Raw genomic sequence first — 16,800 nt, 5'->3', positions numbered from 1 at the left:
GCCTAATCCGTTCGGCCGCTACAACGCCAGGGCGAGCAGCGCGTCGCAGGCGACATGCGCTTCGAGATGATCGGCCAGCAGGTCGAGCACCGCCTCGATGCCGGCCTCGTAGGCCAGGCCGCTCGGGGCCGCCCCGAGGCGGGCGAGCCAGGCGCCGCGCTGCCGGTCGTCGGAAAACAGGCCGTGCACGTAGGTGCCGGTCACACGGCCATCGGCCGAGACCGCGCCGTCGAAGCGCCCGTCCGCGAGCCGGATCGCCGGGCGCGCCGTATCCGGCCCGGTGGTGTCGCCCACATGCATCTCGTAGCCCGAGAAGGGCACGCCGTCGGCCAAGCTGGTGCCGGTGACGGCGGCCAGGTGCTTGACCGGCGTCATGACGGTCTCGATGTCGAGGAGCCCGAGGCCCGGCACGGAGCGGGGCGCGCCCTCGATGCCGTGCGGGTCGTCGATGCGCCGGCCGAGCATCTGGTAGCCGCCGCACAGGCCGAGCACCCGTCCGCCCCGCCGGACATGGGCGCGCAGGTCGATGTCCCAGCCCTCGGCGCTGAAGGCCTCGAGATCGTCGATGGTGGTCTTCGAGCCCGGCAGCAGGACGAGGTCGGCCACCGGGATCGGTTCGCCCGGGCGCACGAGCACCACCGCCACGTCGGGCTCGGCCCGAAGCGGGTCGAGATCGTCGAAATTGGCGATGCGCGGCAGCACCGGCACGGCCACGACCTTGCGCCGGGCCGCGCCGGCGCCCGAGCCGGCGAGCCCGAGGGCATCCTCCGCCGGCAGGCGCGCCGCGTCGGGAAAGTGCGGGATCAGGCCGAAGCTCGGCCAGCCGGTCGCCCGCGCGATCGTCGCCATGCCGTCGGCGAACAGGCTCGGGTCGCCGCGGAAGCGGTTGACGAGGAAGCCCCGGATCATCGCCGCGTCGGCCGGATCGATCACCGCCTTCGTGCCGACGAGGCTGGCGATGACGCCGCCCCGGTCGATGTCGCCGAGCAGGATCACCGGCGTGTCCGTCGCGCGGGCGAATCCCATGTTGGCGATGTCGCCGGCCCGCAGGTTGACCTCGGAGGCCGAGCCGGCGCCTTCCACCACCACGAGGTCGGCTTGCGCCTTCAGATACGAAAAGCTCTCCAGCACGGAGGCGAGGAGGCGCGGCTTCCAGGCCTGGTAGTCCCGCGCCTTGGCGGTGCCGACCATGCGGCCCTGGACCACGACCTGGCTCCCGGTCTCGCTCTGGGGCTTCAGCAGCACCGGGTTCATGTGCACGGAGGGCGCCACCCCGGCCGCCCGCGCCTGCAGCGCCTGGGCCCGGCCGATCTCGCCGCCATCGGCCGTGACGGCGGCGTTGTTCGACATGTTCTGCGGCTTGAACGGCCGCACCGCGAGCCCCCGCCGCGCGAAGACCCGGCACAGACCGGCCACGATCAGCGACTTGCCGACATCCGAGCCGGTGCCCTGGATCATGAGGGCGCGGGTCATCGGGCGCGCGTCCGGACCATCAGAACTCGATCCCCACCTGCGCCTTCACCCCGGCGGCGAAGTGGTGCTTCACGGATGCCATCTCGGTGACGAGATCGGCGGCCTCGATCAGGGCCGGCTTGGCGTTGCGGCCGGTGACGACGACGTGGAGGTCCGGGCGGCGGGCCCGGAAGGCCGCCACCACGGCGTCGAGGTCCAGGTAGTCGTAGCGCAGGGCGATGTTGAGCTCGTCCAGCACGACGAGGCGGATCGTCGGGTCGGCCATGAGGTCGAGGGCCTTGGCCCAGGCGTGCTCGGCGGCGGCGATGTCACGGGCCTTGTCCTGGGTCTCCCAGGTGAAGCCTTCCCCCAAGGTGTGCCAATCGATGCGGTCGCCGAAGGCCTCGAGGGCGTGCTTCTCGCCCGTGTCCCAGGCGCCCTTGATGAACTGCACCACGCCGACGCGCCAGCCGTGGCCCAGCGCCCGCAGCATCAGCCCGAGGGCCGCCGTGGTCTTGCCCTTGCCGGGTCCGGTGTTGACGATGAGGAGCCCCTTCTCGATCGTCTTCTCCGCGACCTCGGCGTCCTGCACGGCCTTGCGCTTCTCCATCTTTTCGCGGTGGCGCGCGGCCTCGGTTTCGGCATCCGTCATGGGGTGGCTCCGGGTTGGGGTTTCACGACCAGGGGAAGGCCCGCCACCGTGAGGACGACGTGGTCGGCTTGGGCCGCGAGGCGCTGGTGCAGGCGCCCGGCGGCGTCGCGAAACCGGCGGGCCAGCGCATTCTCCGGCACGATCCCGAGCCCGACTTCGTTGCCGACCAGGACCACCGGGCCGGGTGCCGCCGCGCAGGCCGCGAGCAGCGCGGCGGTGGCGGCCTCCACGTCGGCCTCCGACAGGATGAGGTTGGTCAGCCAGAGGGTCAGGCAATCGACCAGCACCGGCCCGGTCGCGGCGGCGACCGCCTCGGCCAAGGCGAGCGGCACGTCCTGCGTGATCCAGCCCTCCGGGCGGCGGGCGCGATGGAGCGCGATGCGCGCCCGCATCTCGTCGTCCCAGGCCTGGGCGGTGGCGAGATAGAGCCACGGGCCGGGACAGGCTTCGATCAGCGCCTCGGCATGGGCGCTCTTGCCCGAGCGCGCGCCGCCGAGCACGAGGGTCATTCGGGGAGTCGGGTGCGGCATGCGGAACGCTGTGCCCGAAATCGGGGCCTCCGGTCAAAGGCGGGAAACCCGCGCGGGCCGCGTTGTCAGCGCACCGGCAACCGCGTAGAAGCGTGGATCGGACGGTGCCCCGGCAACGGGGTGAAAAGGGAATGCGGTGAGGGGGCGACCCTGAAACCGCGGCTGCCCCCGCAACTGTGAGCGGAGACGGGACTGCCATCAGCCACTGGAGCGATCCGGGAAGGCGGCAGGACCAGCGACCCGCGAGCCAGGAGACCTGCCGCCCGAGAGTGGACCTGCCGTCCACCCGCTCGATGCTTGACGGCCGCCGGCGGGGCGGCCAGGAGATGACCCGATGTCGACCAACACCCTCGTCCTGACCGGCACCCGCACCAACGAGCGCCTCGGCGCCGTCCTCGTGGCCGCCTTCCTCGGCCTCGGCCTCGTGTTCATGGCGGGCTTCGCCCCGGCGATGGCGCTGCACAACGCGGCGCACGACTTCCGCCACAGCCAGAACTTCCCCTGCCACTGAGCGCCTGCGCTTAAGGCAGACAATCCCATGATCATCCGGCTCGTGTCGGCGGCCCTGGTCGCCGGCTTCCTCGCGGCCGTCGTCGCGACGGGCCTGCAGCTCGCGCTCACCTCGCCGCTCATCATCGCGGCCGAGCGCTACGAGACGCAGGCCTCCGCGGCGTCCGCCCTGCCGATTCCCGCATCGCTGATCGTGCGCGTCCACGGCGGTCACGATCACGGCACCCGCGACCCCTCGGTGGCGGGCGGCGAGGTCGCGCCCGACTGGCAGCCCGGCCCCGGCCTGCCGCGCATGGCCTTCACGGCACTCGCCACCCTGGTGGGCGGCATCGGCTACGCCCTCCTGCTCGGCGCCATGCTCCTCGCCTGCAACCGCGAGCCCAGCCCCGAGGCCGGCCTGCGCTTCGCCATCGGGGGCTTCCTCGCGGTGGCACTGGCCCCGGCGCTCGGCCTCGCGCCGGAACTCCCCGGCATGGAGGCCGCGCCCCTGGCCGACCGCCAGTTCTGGTGGGTAATGACGGCCGCAGCCACCGCCATGGGCCTCTACCTCATCGCGATCCGGCGGGCGCCGATCTCCATCGCGGGCGGCATCGTCCTTCTGGTGGCGCCGCACCTGGCCGGCGCGCCGGAGGCGAGCCACGCCGCCTCGAACCTGCCCGCGTCCTACGCGGCGCAATTCGCCGCGCGCTCCCTCGGCATCGCCTTCGTGTTCTGGGCGGTGATCGGGCTGGCCTATGGCTGGGCCTGGGGCCTGTTCGGCCGGAATCGGCCGGTTCATGCCTGAGCCGGAATCCATCGCCCCCGTCACGCTCTACGTCTGCGCCACCTGCCGGGCGGCCGGCGACGTCTCCGAGCCGCGCGCCGGAGCGCTCCTGCTGGCCGCCCTCCAGGAGGCGGTGAGCACGGGCGCCCATCCGGGCATCACGGTCGAGGGCGTCGAATGCCTCTCGGTCTGCAAGCGCCCCTGCACCGTGGCGGTGGCCTCGCAAGGCCGCTGGACCTACGTCTACGGCGACCTCGACCCGGTCGCCTCCGCCGGCACCATCCTGGACGGCGTCGCGCTCTATGCCGAGACGCCGGACGGCATCGTGCCGTGGAAGGCGAGGCCTCAGGAATTCCGCAAGGGCGTCGTCGCCCGCATCCCGCCGTTCCCCGCTCCCCTGCCGCCCGTCGCGGCGACACCCCATCCGGACGCCGCCGAATGACCCTCGTCGCCAAGATCCCCTGCACCATCGTCACGGGCTTCCTCGGGGCCGGCAAGACCACCCTGGTGCGCCACCTCGTGGAGAACGCGAACGGCCGGCGCCTCGCCATCATCGTCAACGAGTTCGGCGATATCGGCTTCGACGGCTCGTTCCTGGCCGCCTGCGGCATCGAGGGCTGCGGCGACGAGGACATCGTCGAGCTCGCCAACGGCTGCATCTGCTGCACCGTGGCCGACGACTTCGTGCCGGCCCTGAACAAGCTCCTCGACCGGGCCGATCCGCCCGAGCACATCCTGATCGAGACCTCGGGCCTCGCCCTGCCAAAGCCCCTCGTCCAGGCCTTCCAGTGGCCGGCGATCCGTTCGCGGGTGACCGTGGACGGCGTGGTGGCGGTCATCGACGGTCCCGCCGTGGCCGCGGGCTTCTTCGCCGACGACCCGACGGCCCTGGCCGCCCAGCGCGCCGACGATGCCAGCGTCGACCACGACAACCCGCTGGAAGAGGTGTTCGAGGACCAGCTCCTCTGCGCCGACCTCGTGGTGATGAACAAGGCCGACCTCCTCGACGCGGCGGGCCGCGACAAGGTCCGCGCCGAGGTCGCCGGGCACCTGCCCCGCGCCGTGAAGATGGTGGAGGCCGAGCACGGCCGCCTCGACCCGCGCGTGATCCTGGGAATCCAGGCGGCGGCCGAGGACGATCTCGACGCGCGCCCCTCCCACCACGGCGAGGGCGAGGACCACGACCACGACGACTTCGATTCGGTGGCGTTGCCGGTGACGGCGACGGCCTCCGCCGAGGACCTCGCCATCCGCGTCGCGCGCGCCGCCGAGACGGAGGGCGTGCTGCGCATCAAGGGCTTCGCCGAGGTCACCGGCAAGCCGATGCGCCTCGTGGTCCAGGGCGTCGGCGCCCGCATCGCGCACCATTACGACCGTCCCTGGAAGGCCGCCGAACCCCGCGACGGCCGCCTCGTGGTCATCGGCCTCAAGGGCTTCGATCAGGGCGCCGTCGCCGCCGCCCTGGCGGGATGAGCCCCCCATGCACCTGATCCGCATCGATACGGTCTCCCTCGACGAGGGCGAAGCCGCGGTCGATCTCGGTCAGGCGCCGGGGGACATCGTGTTCCTGTCCTTCACCGATTCGGATCTCTTCGGGATGGCCGGCGCTCACGCGGCGGCCTTCCCGCCGGGTTCGGCCGAGATACCGACCCTGCGGCTCGCCAAGCTCGCTAAGCTCCGCCACCCGATGTCGGTCGACCTCTACGTCGAGTCGGTGATCGCCAAGTCGCGGATCGTGGTCATCCGCTGCCTCGGCGGGCTCGATTACTGGCGCTACGGCCTCGAGCGCGCCGCCGCCGCCGCCCGCGCCGCCGGGGTCGTGCTCGTGGTGCTGCCGGGCGACGACCGGCCCGACCCGCGCCTCGACGGCTATTCCACGAAGCCGGACCTCGCCCCCGCCTTCGATGCCTATTTCCGGGCCGGGGGGGCGGAGAACCTGCGCCGCCTCGTCGGGCGCATCGGCGCCGAGATCGGGTTTGGCGGCCCCGTCGAGCCGCCCCTGCCCCTCCCCCGCGGCTTCGTCTGCTGTCCGGGCTGCGGCCCCGTCGCGGACGGTCAGGCCCTGTCCGCCGGGCGGCCGTTCCAGACTGTCCCACACGCGGCGCCCCTGGCGCTGCTGGTGGTCTACCGGTCGAGCGTGCTCTCGGGCGACACCGCACCGATCGCGGCCTTCAGCGCGGCGCTGCAGGTCCGCCGCCTCGCGGTGCTGGCCGTGGCGGTGTCGAGCCTCAAGGACCCCGCCGCGACCGAGCCCCTGCGGGCCGCCATCGCGGCGCACCGGCCCGCCGTCGTGATCGCCGCCACCGCCTTCTCGGCCCGGGAGGATGCGGGTTTCGTCCTCGACGGCGCCGATTGCCCGGTGATCCAGGCCTTCAGCATCGGCGCGGCGCGGGACGCCTGGACCGCCTCGGCCCGGGGCATGGGTGCGGCCGACCTCGCCATGCAGGTCGCCCTGCCGGAATTCGACGGGCGGCTCTCCGGGTTTCCAATCTCGTTCAAGGAGGAGGGTCCGGAGACCGAGGGCTTCGCCGAGCGCCGGGCCGTGCCCCATGCCGAGGGCATCGCGGCGCTCGCCGAGCGTGCCGCCGCCTGGGTCCGCCTCGCGCGCCTGCCCCCCGCCGAGCGCCGCCTCGCCCTGGTGCTCTCGGACTATCCCGCCCGCGGCGGCCGCGCGGGCTTCGCCGTCGGCCTCGACACCCCGGAGAGCGCACGGGCGATCGTGGCGGATCTCGCCCAAGCCGGCTACGGCGTCGGCGCGCTGCCCGAGGCCGATGCCCTGATGCGGGGCCTGACGCGGGGGCCGAAGGACTTCGCGGTCGCCCTCGATGCCTATCGGGCGTGGCTCGGCACGCTGCCCGAGACCGCCCGCGCGGCCCTCGACGCCGAGTGGGGTCCGCCCGAGGCCGACCCGGCCTGCCGGGACGGCGCGTTCCGCTTCGCGAGCGTGGCCCCGGAGGGCGGGCGCCTCGCCGTGTTCCTCCAGCCCGATCGCGGACGGTCGGCGGACCGGAAGGCCGCCTATCACGACCCCGACGCGGTGCCGACCCACGCCTATCTCGCCTTCCATCTCGGATTGCGCACCCGCTTCGACGCCCTGGTCCATCTCGGCACCCACGGCACCACCGAGTGGCTGCCGGGCAAGGCGGTCGCCCTGTCGCCGGACTGCTGGCCGGCCCGCGCCGTCGGGGCGCTCCCGGTGGTCTATCCCTTCATCGTCGACGATCCGGGCGAGGCCGCGCCCCTGAAGCGGCGCCTGGGCGGCGTCGCCCTCGGGCACCTGACGCCGCAGACCGGCGTGACGGGGCTCGACCCCGACGCGGCGCGCCTGCGCGAACTCGTGGAGGAATACTCCGCCGCCAGCGTGCTCGATCCGCGCCGCGCCGCGATCCTGGCCCGCACCATCCTCGAGGAGGCGATGTCGGCCGGGCTCCTGGCCGGCGCCGGGATCGACGCCGACACGCCGATGCCGGACGCGCTGGCGGCCCTCGACGCGCATCTCTGCGACCTCGGCGAGGTGACCGCCCGCGACGGGCTGCACGTCTTCGGCCGCGCCGACTCGGAGGCGCCCGCCGCCGTGGCGGCCTGCGCCGAGGGCGAGCGCCTCGGCCTGCTGCGCGCCCTCGACGGACGCTTCGTGCCACCGGGTCCCGCCGGCTCGCCGTCGCGCGGGCGCACCGACGTGATGCCGACGGGGCGCAACCTCGCCACCCTCGACCCGCGCAGCCTGCCGACCCGGGCCGCGACCACCCTGGGCGCCAGGGCCGCCGACGCGGTGGTGCTGCGCTACCTGCAGGACGAGGGCGAGTACCCGGCCCGGATCGTCATGGACCTCTGGGCCTCGCCCACCCTGCGCACCGGCGGCGAGGACATCGCGCACGCCCTGGCGCTGATGGGCGTGCGCCCGGTCTGGGACCATGCCTCCACCCGGGTCACCGGCTTCGAGGTGCTGCCGCTGGCGCTCCTCGACCGGCCGCGCATCGACGTGACGGTGCGGGTCTCGGGCGCCTTCCGGGATACCTTTCCCGAGACGCTGTCGCTCCTCGCCCGCGCCGCCGAGGCGGTGGCCGCTCGGGAGGAAGAGGACGACGAGAACCCGCTGGCCGCTGCCCGCCGCCGGGGCGAGGCGCCGGCCCGCGTCTACGGCGCGGCGCCCGGGCGCTACGGCGCGGGGGCCGGGGGCCTCACCCTCGACGGGGCCTGGGACAGCCGCGACGATCTCGGGCGCGCCTACCTGGACGCCACCTCCCACGCCTATGGCGGCGCGGCGGAGGCGGCGGATGCGGGCTTCGCCGCCCGGGTGGCCGGCGCCGACGCTTACGTGCACGCCTTCGACGTAGCCGAGCGCGACCTCCTCGACGGCGACGCCGCCGTGGAGGCGATGGGCGGCTTCTCGGCCGCCGCCGCCCTGACGGGCGCGCGCCCCGCGCTCTACAGTCTCGACGTCGCCACGCCCGAGACCCCGAAGGCCCGGACCGCCCGCGAGGACGCCGCCCGCCTGATCCGGGGACGCCTCGCCCATCCGCGCTGGATCGCGGCGCAGCTCCGGCACGGCTATCGCGGTGCCCAGGAACTGGCGCAAGGGGTCGACGCGGTGTTCGTTCTCGCCGCCACCACGGATGCGGTCTCGGACGCCGACCTCGACCGGCTCTACGGCGCGATGATCGCCGACCTCGAGACCTTCGAGACCCTGCGGGCGGCCAATCCGGAGGCGGCCCGCGCCATCCTCGAGCGCTTCGACGAGGCCCGCCGGCGCGGCCTCTGGACCACCCGGCGCAACGCCATGGCGGCCGACGAGATGGCGGCCGATGAGCTGCTGCGCGAGGCGGCGGAATGAATGCGCCCCGCCGCGTCGCCCCGGAGGCGCCGAGCCGGCGCGGCTGGTGCCCGAGCCTCGCCCGGCCGATGCCCACCGGCGACGGCCTGCTCGCCCGCGTCCACCCGCTCCTCGGACGGCTGACTCGGGCCCAGGCGCGGACGGTGGCGGACGGGGCGCGCCGCTTCGGCAACGGCCATGTCGACGTCACCGCCCGGGCCAACCTGCAGGTTCGCGGCGTCACCGAAGCGACCCGCTGCGGCCTCGCCGAGGCGCTGGCGGCCGTCGGGCTCGGCGATGTCCGCCATGACGGGGGACCGCAGCGCCTGACCCTGACCACGCCGCTGGCGGGGCTCGATTCCGATGCGGTCCCCGCCCTGGCCCGGGCCATCGAGGCGATCGGGCTGGCGATTCCCGGCCTGCCGCCGAAAACTCTGGTCGCCATCGAGTCGGCCGCACACGGCCTCATCCTCGGCGCGGCGGAGGCCGACCTTCACGGCGTCGTCACCGAGGCGGGCCTGGCCCTGCACCTCGCCGGCGACGCGGCCTGGTGGCTGGCCGATGACGTGGAAGCCGTCGTGGAGGCGGCCCTGCGCCTGCTGGCGGCGAGCGGGGAACGCCGGATGCGCGACGTTCCGCTTAGGGTCCGCGCGGATGCTCTGGCGCGCTTCGCCCTGCGGCGTATCCCAGCCCCGGCCGGGTCGTCCCGCTTGAGCCCGGGTCTGATCGCCCTGGATACGACGCTGGCAGTCTCCGGCGAGCGGCACGAATCCGCTCCCCGCGCCCTGCTCGTCGACGCCCCCTTCGGCCGCTGCACGGCCGACGCCCTCGACGATCTCGCCGACACGGCGGACGCCGTCGGCGCGGACGCCCTGTGCCTCTCGCCGACCCGCGGCTTCCTCCTCGTCTGCGCCGATGCCGCAGCCGCCGAGGCCGCGCGCGAAATCCTGGCCGGGGCCGGCTTCCTGACGCGGGCCGAGGATCCGCGCGGAGCGGTGGCCACCTGCCCGGGCGCGCCGGCCTGCGCGTCGGGCTCGACGCCGACCCTGCACGACGCGGCCCGCCTGGCGGAGGCGTTCCGGCCCTTCGCGGCCCGTGGCCTGCGCGCCCATGTCTCGGGCTGCCCCAAGGGCTGCGCCCATCCGGGCGTTACCGACCTCACCCTCGTCGGGCGGGACGGACACTACGACGTGGTGCTGTCCGGGCGCCCGGATGCGTTGCCGGCGACGCGCCTCCCTTTCGAGGCCGCGCTGGAGCGCGTAAGGAGGGCGGATTCGGCATTATCCCTCGCCCAGATCGTCCCAGAACACCCGCCAGGACCGCGACCGTCATGAGTTCCCGCCTCGACTACCTGCGTGACGGAGGGGCGATCTACGCCCGCTCCTTCGCGATGATCCGGGCCGAGGCCGATCTCGCGCGCTTCCAGGGCACCGCCGAGCGGGTCGTGGTGCGGATGATTCATGCCTGCGGCATGACCGACCTGCCGCGCGACGTCGAGGCTTCGCCCGATTTCGCGCAGGCCGGCGAAGCGGCCCTGAAGGCCGGCGCGCCGATCCTGTGCGACGTGCGCATGGTCGCCGACGGCGTCACGCGGGCCCGGCTGCCCGCCGACAACCGGGTGATCTGCACCCTGAGCGACCCGCGCGTGCCGGAGCTCGCCGCCGCCATGAACACCACCCGCTCGGCCGCCGCCATGGAGCTCTGGCGCGAGCACCTGCCCGGCAGCGTCGTGGCGGTGGGCAATGCCCCGACCGCGCTGTTCCGCCTTCTCGAACTCCTCGACGAGGGCATAGCCCCGCCGGCGGCCGTCATCGGCATCCCGGTGGGCTTCGTCGGCGCCGCCGAATCGAAGGAAGCGCTCGCCCGCGACGGCCGCGTGCCCTTCATCGTGGTCCATGGCCGGCGCGGCGGCAGCGCCATGACGGCCGCGGCCGTCAATGCGCTCGCGCAAGAGATCGAGTGATGGAGTTGGGCGAGCGGCACCCCCCCGAGGTGGCGGAGCGGACCGAGATCCCGCGCGCGGCGACCACCGGCACCCTGTTCGGCGTCGGCATGGGCCCGGGCGAGCCGGACTACCTCACCGTGCGCGCCATGCGGGTGCTGGAGCGGGCCCCGGTGCTGGTGCATTTCTGCAAAAAGGGCCGGCGCGGCAATGCCCGCACCATCGCGGACGCGGTGCTGGCCGCCGAGCCGGGGCGCGAATACCCGCTGGTCTATCCCTACACCACCGAACTCCACCCCGAGCACCCGGACTACGTCGCGGCGCTCGCCGCCTTCTACGACGACGCGGCCGGGCGCCTCGCCGACCATCTCGGCGCGGGCCGGGACGTGGCGATCCTGTCGGAGGGCGATCCGTTCTTCTACGGCTCCTTCATGCACCTGTGGCGCCGCCTGAAGGACCGTTTCCCCGTCGAAGTCGTGCCCGGCGTCACTGGCATGTCCGGCTGCTGGACCCGGGCCGGCACCCCGATCACCTGGGGCGACGACGTGCTCACCGTGCTGCCGGCGACCCTGCCGCACGCCGCGCTGGTGGAGCGCCTGCGCGCCACCGACGCCGCCGTGCTGATGAAGCTCGGCCGCCACCTGCCGAAGGTGCGGGCGGCGCTGGCCGAGGCCGGCGTGCTGGAGCGCGCGGTCTATGTCGAGCGCGGCACCATGGCGGGCGAGCGGGTGATCGCCCTCAAGGACAAGCCCGACGACGTGGCGCCCTACTTCTCGATGGTGCTCCTGCCCGGCGAGGGACGCCGGCCGTGAGCGGTCCCGTCCCGGGGTCGGTGACGATCGTCGGCCTCGGGCCCGGCGATCCGCGCCTGCTGACGGCCGCCGCCCAGGAGGCCCTGGCCCAGGCGCAGGACCTCATCGGCTACATCCCCTACGTCGCCCGGGTGCCCGAGCGGCCGGGGCTCGTCCGCCACGCCAGCGACAACCGCGTCGAGGTCGACCGGGCCCGCCACGCCCTCGAACTCGCCGCCGCCGGCCGGCGCGTCGCGGTGGTCTCGGGCGGCGATCCCGGCGTGTTCGCCATGGCGGCGGCCGTGTTCGAGGCGGTGGAGGCCGGCGACCCGGCCTGGGCCCGTCTCCCCATCACGGTGGAGCCGGGCATCACCGCGATGCTGGCCGCGGCCGCCCGCCTCGGCGCGCCGCTCGGCGGCGATTTCTGTGCGATGTCCCTCTCGGACAATCTCAAGCCCTGGGAAGTCATCACCGCTCGGCTGGAGGCGGTGCTGCGGGCGGATTTCGTGATCTCCCTCTACAATCCGATCTCCTCCGCCCGGCCGTGGCAGCTCGGCAGCGCCCTCGACCTCGCCGCCGGGATCCGGCGCGGCGACACGCCGGTGATCTTCGCCCGCGCGGTCTCGCGGCCCGACGAGGCGATCCGCGTGCTCACCCTCGACGAGGCCCGCACGACGACGGCCGACATGGCCACGATGGTGATCATCGGCGCCTCGGCCACCCGCCTGATCCCGCGCGGCGACGCGACCCCCTTCGTCTACACGCCGCGCAGCGTGCCGGCGGCGTGATGCGGGCGTCGGCGCAGGCCTTACCCGGCGGCGATCCGCGCGAGGGCGGCCCCGGCGTCCGGCACGCTCGGCACGTCCGGCTTCTCCGGACGGGCCACCATCACCACGGCCAAGCCCAGCGCCCGCGCGGCGGCGATCTTGCCGTAGGTGGCGTCGCCTCCGGAATTCTTGCTGACCAGGACCTCGATCGCGCGCGCGGCCAGGAACCCCGCCTCGGCGGCGGCGTCGAACGGGCCGCGCGCCTGGACGGAGGTCAGCCGCGGCACCGCCAGGGCGATGTCCTCGATGGCCCGCACCACGTAGTCGTGCTGGGGCGCGGCCGCGAAGGCGCCGATTTCCTGCCGGCCGATGGTGAGGAAGACCCGGCGCGGCGCGGGGCCGAGCGCCCGGGCGGCGGCGGCCATGTCGGGCACCTCGGTCCAGCGGTCGCCGGCCACCGGCCTCCAGGCCGGGCGGCGGATCGCCAGCAGGCGCGTCCCGGTCAGCGCGCAGGCTTCGGCCGCATTGGCGCTCATCCGGGCCGCGAAGGGATGCGTCGCGTCGACCACGAGGTCGGTGCGGTCCTGGGCGAGCCACGCGGCCAGCCCCTCCGCGCCGCCGAAGCCGCCGATGCGGGTCGGCACCGGCTCCGCCTTCGGCTGGCTGGTGCGGCCGGCGAGCGACAGGGTCATCGCGTCGCGCCGCTCAGCCGCCAGCAGCCCGCGCACCAGGGCGCTCGCCTCGCCGGTGCCGCCCAGGATCAGTATCCGCATGCTCCCCCCATCAATGGGGCCGTTCTCCATGACCGCTGACACCCTGTCCACCGTGCCGCCGGCCGCCCCCTGGCTCACCATCGTGGGCATCGGCGAGGAGGGCCGCGCGGGCCTGAGCCCCGCCGCCGCCGCCGCCCTCGACGGCGCGCACCTCGTCTATGGCGGGCACCGGCACCTGGCACTGGCCGCGCCGCTCGCCGCCGAGACGCGAGCCTGGCCGAGCCCGATCGCGGACGCCTATCCGGGCCTCCTCGCCCGGCGCGGCACGCCCACCTGCATCCTGGCGACCGGCGATCCGTTCCACTACGGCATCGGCGCCGAGATCGCCCGCCTCGTGCCCGCCGAGGAGATGCGGGTCTTCGCGCACCCCTCCGCCTTCAGCCTCGCCGGCGCCCGCCTCGGCTGGCCCCTGGCGGAGACCGCCTGCCTGACCCTGCACGGCCGGGCGCTGCCCCGGCTGATCCCCCATCTCCAGCCCGGCGCCCGCCTCCTGGTCCTGACCTGGGACGAGACCACGCCGGGGGCGGTCGCCGCGCTGCTCGCCGAGCGCGGCCTCGGCGCGTCCCGCCTCACCGTCCTGGAGGCCATGGGAGGCCCGCGCGAGCGCCGCCGCAGCGCGACGGCGGAGGGCTTCGACCTCACCGGGATCGACCCGCTCAACACCCTCGGCATCGAGGTCGTCGGCCCGCCGACGGCGCAGGTGGTCCCCCTCAGCCCGGGCCTCGACGACGCCTGGTTCGAGAACGACGGCCAATTGACTAAGGCCGATATCCGGGCCGTGACGCTGGCCGCCCTGCGTCCGCGCGCCGGGCAGATCCTATGGGACATCGGTGCCGGGGCGGGCTCGATCTCCATCGAGTGGATGCTGCGCCATCCGAGCCTCAGGGCCATCGCCGTCGAGGGCAATCCGGCCCGGGCCGCCCGCATCGCCCGCAATGCGGGCCGCCTCGGCGTGCCGGATCTCCGCGTGGTGGAGGGCTCCGCCCCCGGAGCGCTGGCCGGCCTGCCGGCGCCCGACACCGTTTTCATCGGCGGCGGCGTCACCGCCCCGGGGGTCCTCGACGCGGCCCTCGCCGCCCTCCCCCCGGGCGGACGCCTCGTCGCCAACGTGGTGACCCTGGAGGGCGAGGCCGTGCTGCTCGCCGCCTTCGCGCAGCGCGGCGGGAGCCTCAAGCGCCTGACGGTCGCCCATGCCGATCCGGTCGGGCATCTGCATGGCTGGCGCGGCGCGATGCCGGTGACGCAATGGGCCTGGGTGAAGGCATGAGGCCGGCCGAGCGCGACCTCGTCGCCGGGGTCGGGTTTCGCCACGCGACCCCGACCGCCGAGATCACCGCCCTAGTCGAGCGGGCCTGCGCCGAGACCGGTTTGCCGCTTGCCCGCCTCGGCCGCCTCGCCACCGCCGCCGACCGGTCCGGGGAGTCGGCGATCCGCGCGGCCGCCGAGAGCCTCGGCTGTGCGCTGGATGCGGTGCCGCCCGAGGCCCTGATCGCCGTGGATGCCGACGTGCCCACTCGGTCGCACCGGATCGAGGCGTCGCGGCGGGTCGGTTCGGTGGCGGAGGCCGCCGCGCTCGCCGCCGCCGGGCCCGGTGCGACGCTGCTGCTGCGGCGAATCGCCAGCGCCGGGGCGACCTGCGCCCTTGCGCTTCGCGCACAATCCGTCACGCAGGGCCCATGACCGTTCACTTCATCGGCGCCGGCCCGGGCGCCGCCGACCTCATCACCGTCCGCGGCCGCGACCTCATCGCGCGCTGCCCCGTCTGCCTGCATGCGGGGTCCCTCGTCGCACCCGAGATCCTGGGCTGGTGTCCGCCGGGCGCCCGCATCGTCGACACGGCACCCCTCGACCTCGACGCCATCGTGGCCGAATGCACGGCCGCCCACGCGGCGGGCCAGGACGTGGCACGCCTGCATTCCGGCGACCTCTCGATCTGGAGCGCGCTCGCCGAACAGACCCGCCGCCTCACCCAGGCCGGCATTCCCTTCACGGTGACCCCGGGCGTGCCCTCCTTCGCCGCCGCCGCCGCGCTCCTGCGGCGGGAGCTCACCGTGCCGGGCCTCGCCCAGTCGGTCGTCCTCACCCGCACCTCCGGGCGCGCCAGCGCCATGCCGGAGCGCGAGACCCTGGCGGCCTTCGCGGCCACCGGCGCCACCCTCGCCCTTCACCTCTCGATCCACGTCGTCGACGCGGTGGTGGCCGAGCTGGCGCCGTTCTACGGCGCCGGCTGCCCGGCCGCGGTGGTGTTCCGCGCCACCTGGCCCGACGAGCGGGTGCTCACCGGAACCCTGGCGACGATCGCCGGCCAGGTGGCCGAGGCCGGATTGGAGCGCACGGCGCTGATCCTGGTGGGCCCCGCCCTCGACCCGGCGGAGTTCCGGGAGAGCGCGCTGTATTCCCCCGATTACGACCGGCGCTTCCGCCCGACGGGCGAGACCGTGCTGGGCGAACGCACGGACGGAGCGGGACGGTGAGCGTGCCCGGCCTCCTCGTCGCCGCCCCGCGCTCCAGCTCGGGCAAGACCACCGTGACCCTGGCGCTGATGCGGGCGCTGGCCCGGCGGGGCCTCGCCGTGCGGGGCGCCAAGTGCGGGCCGGACTACATCGACCCCGCCTTCCACCAGGCGGCCACCGGCCATCCGAGCTTCAACCTCGACAGCTTCGCCATGCCGGAACCGATGCTCGACGCCGTGGCGGCCCTCTCGGCCACGGGCGCCGACCTCGTCATCGCGGAGGGCTCGATGGGGCTGTTCGACGGCATCGTGGCACCGGAGGGGCGCACGGGCGCCAATGCCGACATCGCCGCGCGCTACGGCTGGCCCGTGATCCTCGTCCTCGACGTCTCCGGCGCCGCCCAATCGGCCGCCGCCCTCGCCCTCGGGTGCAGGGCCTACGATCCGCGCATCCGCATCGCCGGGGTGATCCTCAACAAGGTCGCGAGCGCCCGCCACCGCCGCCTCGTCGAGACGGGCCTGAGCCGCATCGGCATGCCGGTGCTCGGGGCGCTGATGCGGGATGCGAGCCTCGTTCTGCCCGAGCGCCATCTCGGCCTCGTCCAGGCCCGCGAGACCAACGACCTCGAGACCCGCCTCGACCGCCTCGCCGACCTCGCCGAGGCCGGCCTCGACCTCGACGCGATCCTGGCGGTCGCGGCCGGGGCGGCCCCCGCTCCCGGCGCCGGCCTCCTGCCGCGGCCGCCCGGCCAGCGCATCGCCATCGCGTCCGATGCCGCGTTCTCGTTCCTGTATCCGCACATGGCGGCGGGTTGGCGGGCGGCGGGGGCCGAGCTCGTGGCGTTCTCGCCCCTGGCCGACGAGCCGCCCCCGGCCGATTGCGATGCCTGCTGGCTGCCCGGCGGCTATCCCGAACTCCATGCGGGCGCCCTGGCACAGGCCGGGCGCTTCCTCGACGGATTACGGGTCTTCGCGCGGGAAAAGCCGGTGCACGGGGAGTGCGGCGGCTACATGGTCCTGGGCGAGAGCCTGGAGGATGCGGAGGGCGTGACGCACGCCATGGCGGGCCTGCTGCCGGTGGCGACCTCCTACCGGACGCGCCGGCTGCATCTCGGCTACCGGGTCGCGACGCTGCTGGCCGACGGCCCCCTCGGGGGCGCGACCGCGCGCCTCGTCGGGCACGAGTTCCACTATGCCAGCGAGCGGAGCGCGCCTCCGACGCCCGAGACGGGGCTCGCGGCGGTGACCGATGCGGAAGGCGTGCCCCTCGGAATCGCCGGGCACCGGCGCGGCTGCGTCACCGGGAGCTTCTTCCACTGGATCGGTTAGGGGCTCGCCGAGAGCCCCTAACCGGC

The 16,800-nt window shown here is 74.7% G+C and carries 17 protein-coding genes and 1 riboswitch; of the genes, 13 read left to right on the top strand and 4 right to left on the bottom strand.

Going from position 1 to position 16,800, the window contains the following annotated elements; genetic code table 11:
* Positions 1-18: 18 nt before the first annotated feature.
* From AC3WLN_RS14000 to cobU, 3 genes are read right to left on the bottom strand one after another with little or no spacing between them, the layout of a single operon-like run.
* Positions 19-1,473 (bottom strand): cobyric acid synthase, encoded by a 1,455-nt coding sequence (locus tag AC3WLN_RS14000; RefSeq protein WP_492482144.1) that lies wholly within the window; start codon positions 1,471-1,473, stop codon positions 19-21.
* A 19-nt stretch (positions 1,474-1,492) separates the two neighbouring features.
* Positions 1,493-2,104 carry a cob(I)yrinic acid a,c-diamide adenosyltransferase gene (cobO, locus tag AC3WLN_RS13995; protein WP_492482142.1) on the bottom strand — a complete coding sequence of 204 codons (612 nt, stop codon included), beginning with the start codon at positions 2,102-2,104 and terminating at the stop codon, positions 1,493-1,495.
* Positions 2,101-2,613 (bottom strand): bifunctional adenosylcobinamide kinase/adenosylcobinamide-phosphate guanylyltransferase, encoded by a 513-nt coding sequence (gene cobU, locus AC3WLN_RS13990; RefSeq protein WP_492482140.1) that lies wholly within the window; start codon positions 2,611-2,613, stop codon positions 2,101-2,103. Before cobU ends, cobO begins: the two co-directional genes overlap by 4 nt.
* Before the next feature lie 106 nt (positions 2,614-2,719).
* Positions 2,720-2,912, top strand: a riboswitch (cobalamin riboswitch).
* 56 nt (positions 2,913-2,968) lie between these two features.
* Between cobU and AC3WLN_RS13985 the strand changes: the two genes are divergently transcribed.
* The 9 genes from AC3WLN_RS13985 to cobJ are packed head-to-tail and all read left to right on the top strand — an operon-like array spanning position 2,969 to position 12,241.
* Positions 2,969-3,145 (top strand): CbtB domain-containing protein, encoded by a 177-nt coding sequence (locus AC3WLN_RS13985; RefSeq protein ID WP_055947494.1) that lies wholly within the window; start codon positions 2,969-2,971, stop codon positions 3,143-3,145.
* Between the two features lie 27 nt (positions 3,146-3,172).
* Positions 3,173-3,928, top strand: a complete 756-nt coding sequence (locus AC3WLN_RS13980; RefSeq protein ID WP_492482137.1) for a CbtA family protein — start codon at positions 3,173-3,175, stop codon at positions 3,926-3,928.
* Positions 3,921-4,349, top strand: a complete 429-nt coding sequence (locus AC3WLN_RS13975; RefSeq protein ID WP_492482135.1) for a DUF1636 family protein — start codon at positions 3,921-3,923, stop codon at positions 4,347-4,349. Before AC3WLN_RS13980 ends, AC3WLN_RS13975 begins: the two co-directional genes overlap by 8 nt.
* Positions 4,346-5,380 carry a cobalamin biosynthesis protein CobW gene (gene cobW / locus AC3WLN_RS13970; protein WP_492482133.1) on the top strand — a complete coding sequence of 345 codons (1,035 nt, stop codon included), beginning with the start codon at positions 4,346-4,348 and terminating at the stop codon, positions 5,378-5,380. Before AC3WLN_RS13975 ends, cobW begins: the two co-directional genes overlap by 4 nt.
* Positions 5,381-5,387: 7 nt before the next feature.
* Positions 5,388-8,741 carry a cobaltochelatase subunit CobN gene (cobN, locus tag AC3WLN_RS13965; RefSeq protein ID WP_492482131.1) on the top strand — a complete coding sequence of 1,118 codons (3,354 nt, stop codon included), beginning with the start codon at positions 5,388-5,390 and terminating at the stop codon, positions 8,739-8,741.
* Positions 8,738-10,054 carry a ferredoxin-like domain-containing protein gene (locus AC3WLN_RS13960; RefSeq protein WP_492482129.1) on the top strand — a complete coding sequence of 439 codons (1,317 nt, stop codon included), beginning with the start codon at positions 8,738-8,740 and terminating at the stop codon, positions 10,052-10,054. Before cobN ends, AC3WLN_RS13960 begins: the two co-directional genes overlap by 4 nt.
* Positions 10,051-10,683 (top strand): precorrin-8X methylmutase, encoded by a 633-nt coding sequence (locus AC3WLN_RS13955; protein ID WP_492482128.1) that lies wholly within the window; start codon positions 10,051-10,053, stop codon positions 10,681-10,683. Before AC3WLN_RS13960 ends, AC3WLN_RS13955 begins: the two co-directional genes overlap by 4 nt.
* Positions 10,683-11,474: a precorrin-2 C(20)-methyltransferase gene (locus AC3WLN_RS13950; RefSeq protein ID WP_492482126.1), complete on the top strand. Its 792-nt coding sequence runs from the start codon at positions 10,683-10,685 to the stop codon at positions 11,472-11,474. Before AC3WLN_RS13955 ends, AC3WLN_RS13950 begins: the two co-directional genes overlap by 1 nt.
* Positions 11,471-12,241 (top strand): precorrin-3B C(17)-methyltransferase, encoded by a 771-nt coding sequence (gene cobJ, locus AC3WLN_RS13945; RefSeq protein WP_492482125.1) that lies wholly within the window; start codon positions 11,471-11,473, stop codon positions 12,239-12,241. Before AC3WLN_RS13950 ends, cobJ begins: the two co-directional genes overlap by 4 nt.
* A 20-nt stretch (positions 12,242-12,261) precedes the next feature.
* Here cobJ and AC3WLN_RS13940 read toward each other — a convergent pair whose 3' ends face one another.
* Positions 12,262-12,993 carry a cobalt-precorrin-6A reductase gene (locus tag AC3WLN_RS13940; protein ID WP_492482123.1) on the bottom strand — a complete coding sequence of 244 codons (732 nt, stop codon included), beginning with the start codon at positions 12,991-12,993 and terminating at the stop codon, positions 12,262-12,264.
* Positions 12,994-13,021: 28 nt separating this feature from the next.
* Between AC3WLN_RS13940 and cbiE the strand changes: the two genes are divergently transcribed.
* The 4 genes from cbiE to AC3WLN_RS13920 are packed head-to-tail and all read left to right on the top strand — an operon-like array spanning position 13,022 to position 16,774.
* The gene (cbiE, locus tag AC3WLN_RS13935; protein ID WP_492482178.1) at positions 13,022-14,260 is read left to right on the top strand and encodes a precorrin-6y C5,15-methyltransferase (decarboxylating) subunit CbiE; all 1,239 of its coding nucleotides are present in this window, start codon (positions 13,022-13,024) and stop codon (positions 14,258-14,260) included.
* On the top strand, positions 14,239-14,673 hold the full coding sequence (locus AC3WLN_RS13930) for a cobalamin biosynthesis protein (protein ID WP_492482121.1): 435 nt from the start codon (positions 14,239-14,241) through the stop codon (positions 14,671-14,673). The genes cbiE and AC3WLN_RS13930 overlap by 22 nt, the downstream gene beginning before the upstream one ends.
* On the top strand, positions 14,670-15,467 hold the full coding sequence (cobM, locus tag AC3WLN_RS13925) for a precorrin-4 C(11)-methyltransferase (protein WP_492482119.1): 798 nt from the start codon (positions 14,670-14,672) through the stop codon (positions 15,465-15,467). Before AC3WLN_RS13930 ends, cobM begins: the two co-directional genes overlap by 4 nt.
* The gene (locus AC3WLN_RS13920) at positions 15,464-16,774 is read left to right on the top strand and encodes a cobyrinic acid a,c-diamide synthase CobB (protein WP_492482118.1); all 1,311 of its coding nucleotides are present in this window, start codon (positions 15,464-15,466) and stop codon (positions 16,772-16,774) included. Before cobM ends, AC3WLN_RS13920 begins: the two co-directional genes overlap by 4 nt.
* Positions 16,775-16,800: the final 26 nt, after the last annotated feature.

Source organism: Methylobacterium sp. FW306-05-D (assembly GCF_058782155.1).
Note: the sequence above shows the minus strand (reverse complement) of the source record. Positions and strands in the feature narration are given on the sequence as shown.

What these genes read in the sequence shown, in the direction of transcription:
- cobW (WP_492482133.1), top strand. Translation starts at nt 4,346, where the DNA reads ATGACCCTCGTCGCCAAGATCCCCTGCACCATCGTCACGGGCTTCCTC.
- cbiE (WP_492482178.1), top strand. Translation starts at nt 13,022, where the DNA reads ATGACCGCTGACACCCTGTCCACCGTGCCGCCGGCCGCCCCCTGGCTC.
- AC3WLN_RS13940 (WP_492482123.1), bottom strand. Translation starts at nt 12,993, where the DNA reads ATGCGGATACTGATCCTGGGCGGCACCGGCGAGGCGAGCGCCCTGGTG.
- cobN (WP_492482131.1), top strand. Translation starts at nt 5,388, where the DNA reads ATGCACCTGATCCGCATCGATACGGTCTCCCTCGACGAGGGCGAAGCC.
- AC3WLN_RS13960 (WP_492482129.1), top strand. Translation starts at nt 8,738, where the DNA reads ATGAATGCGCCCCGCCGCGTCGCCCCGGAGGCGCCGAGCCGGCGCGGC.
- cobO (WP_492482142.1), bottom strand. Translation starts at nt 2,104, where the DNA reads ATGACGGATGCCGAAACCGAGGCCGCGCGCCACCGCGAAAAGATGGAG.
- AC3WLN_RS13955 (WP_492482128.1), top strand. Translation starts at nt 10,051, where the DNA reads ATGAGTTCCCGCCTCGACTACCTGCGTGACGGAGGGGCGATCTACGCC.
- AC3WLN_RS13975 (WP_492482135.1), top strand. Translation starts at nt 3,921, where the DNA reads ATGCCTGAGCCGGAATCCATCGCCCCCGTCACGCTCTACGTCTGCGCC.
- AC3WLN_RS14000 (WP_492482144.1), bottom strand. Translation starts at nt 1,473, where the DNA reads ATGACCCGCGCCCTCATGATCCAGGGCACCGGCTCGGATGTCGGCAAG.
- cobU (WP_492482140.1), bottom strand. Translation starts at nt 2,613, where the DNA reads ATGACCCTCGTGCTCGGCGGCGCGCGCTCGGGCAAGAGCGCCCATGCC.
- cobM (WP_492482119.1), top strand. Translation starts at nt 14,670, where the DNA reads ATGACCGTTCACTTCATCGGCGCCGGCCCGGGCGCCGCCGACCTCATC.
- AC3WLN_RS13950 (WP_492482126.1), top strand. Translation starts at nt 10,683, where the DNA reads ATGGAGTTGGGCGAGCGGCACCCCCCCGAGGTGGCGGAGCGGACCGAG.
- AC3WLN_RS13930 (WP_492482121.1), top strand. Translation starts at nt 14,239, where the DNA reads ATGGGCCTGGGTGAAGGCATGAGGCCGGCCGAGCGCGACCTCGTCGCC.
- AC3WLN_RS13980 (WP_492482137.1), top strand. Translation starts at nt 3,173, where the DNA reads ATGATCATCCGGCTCGTGTCGGCGGCCCTGGTCGCCGGCTTCCTCGCG.
- AC3WLN_RS13985 (WP_055947494.1), top strand. Translation starts at nt 2,969, where the DNA reads ATGTCGACCAACACCCTCGTCCTGACCGGCACCCGCACCAACGAGCGC.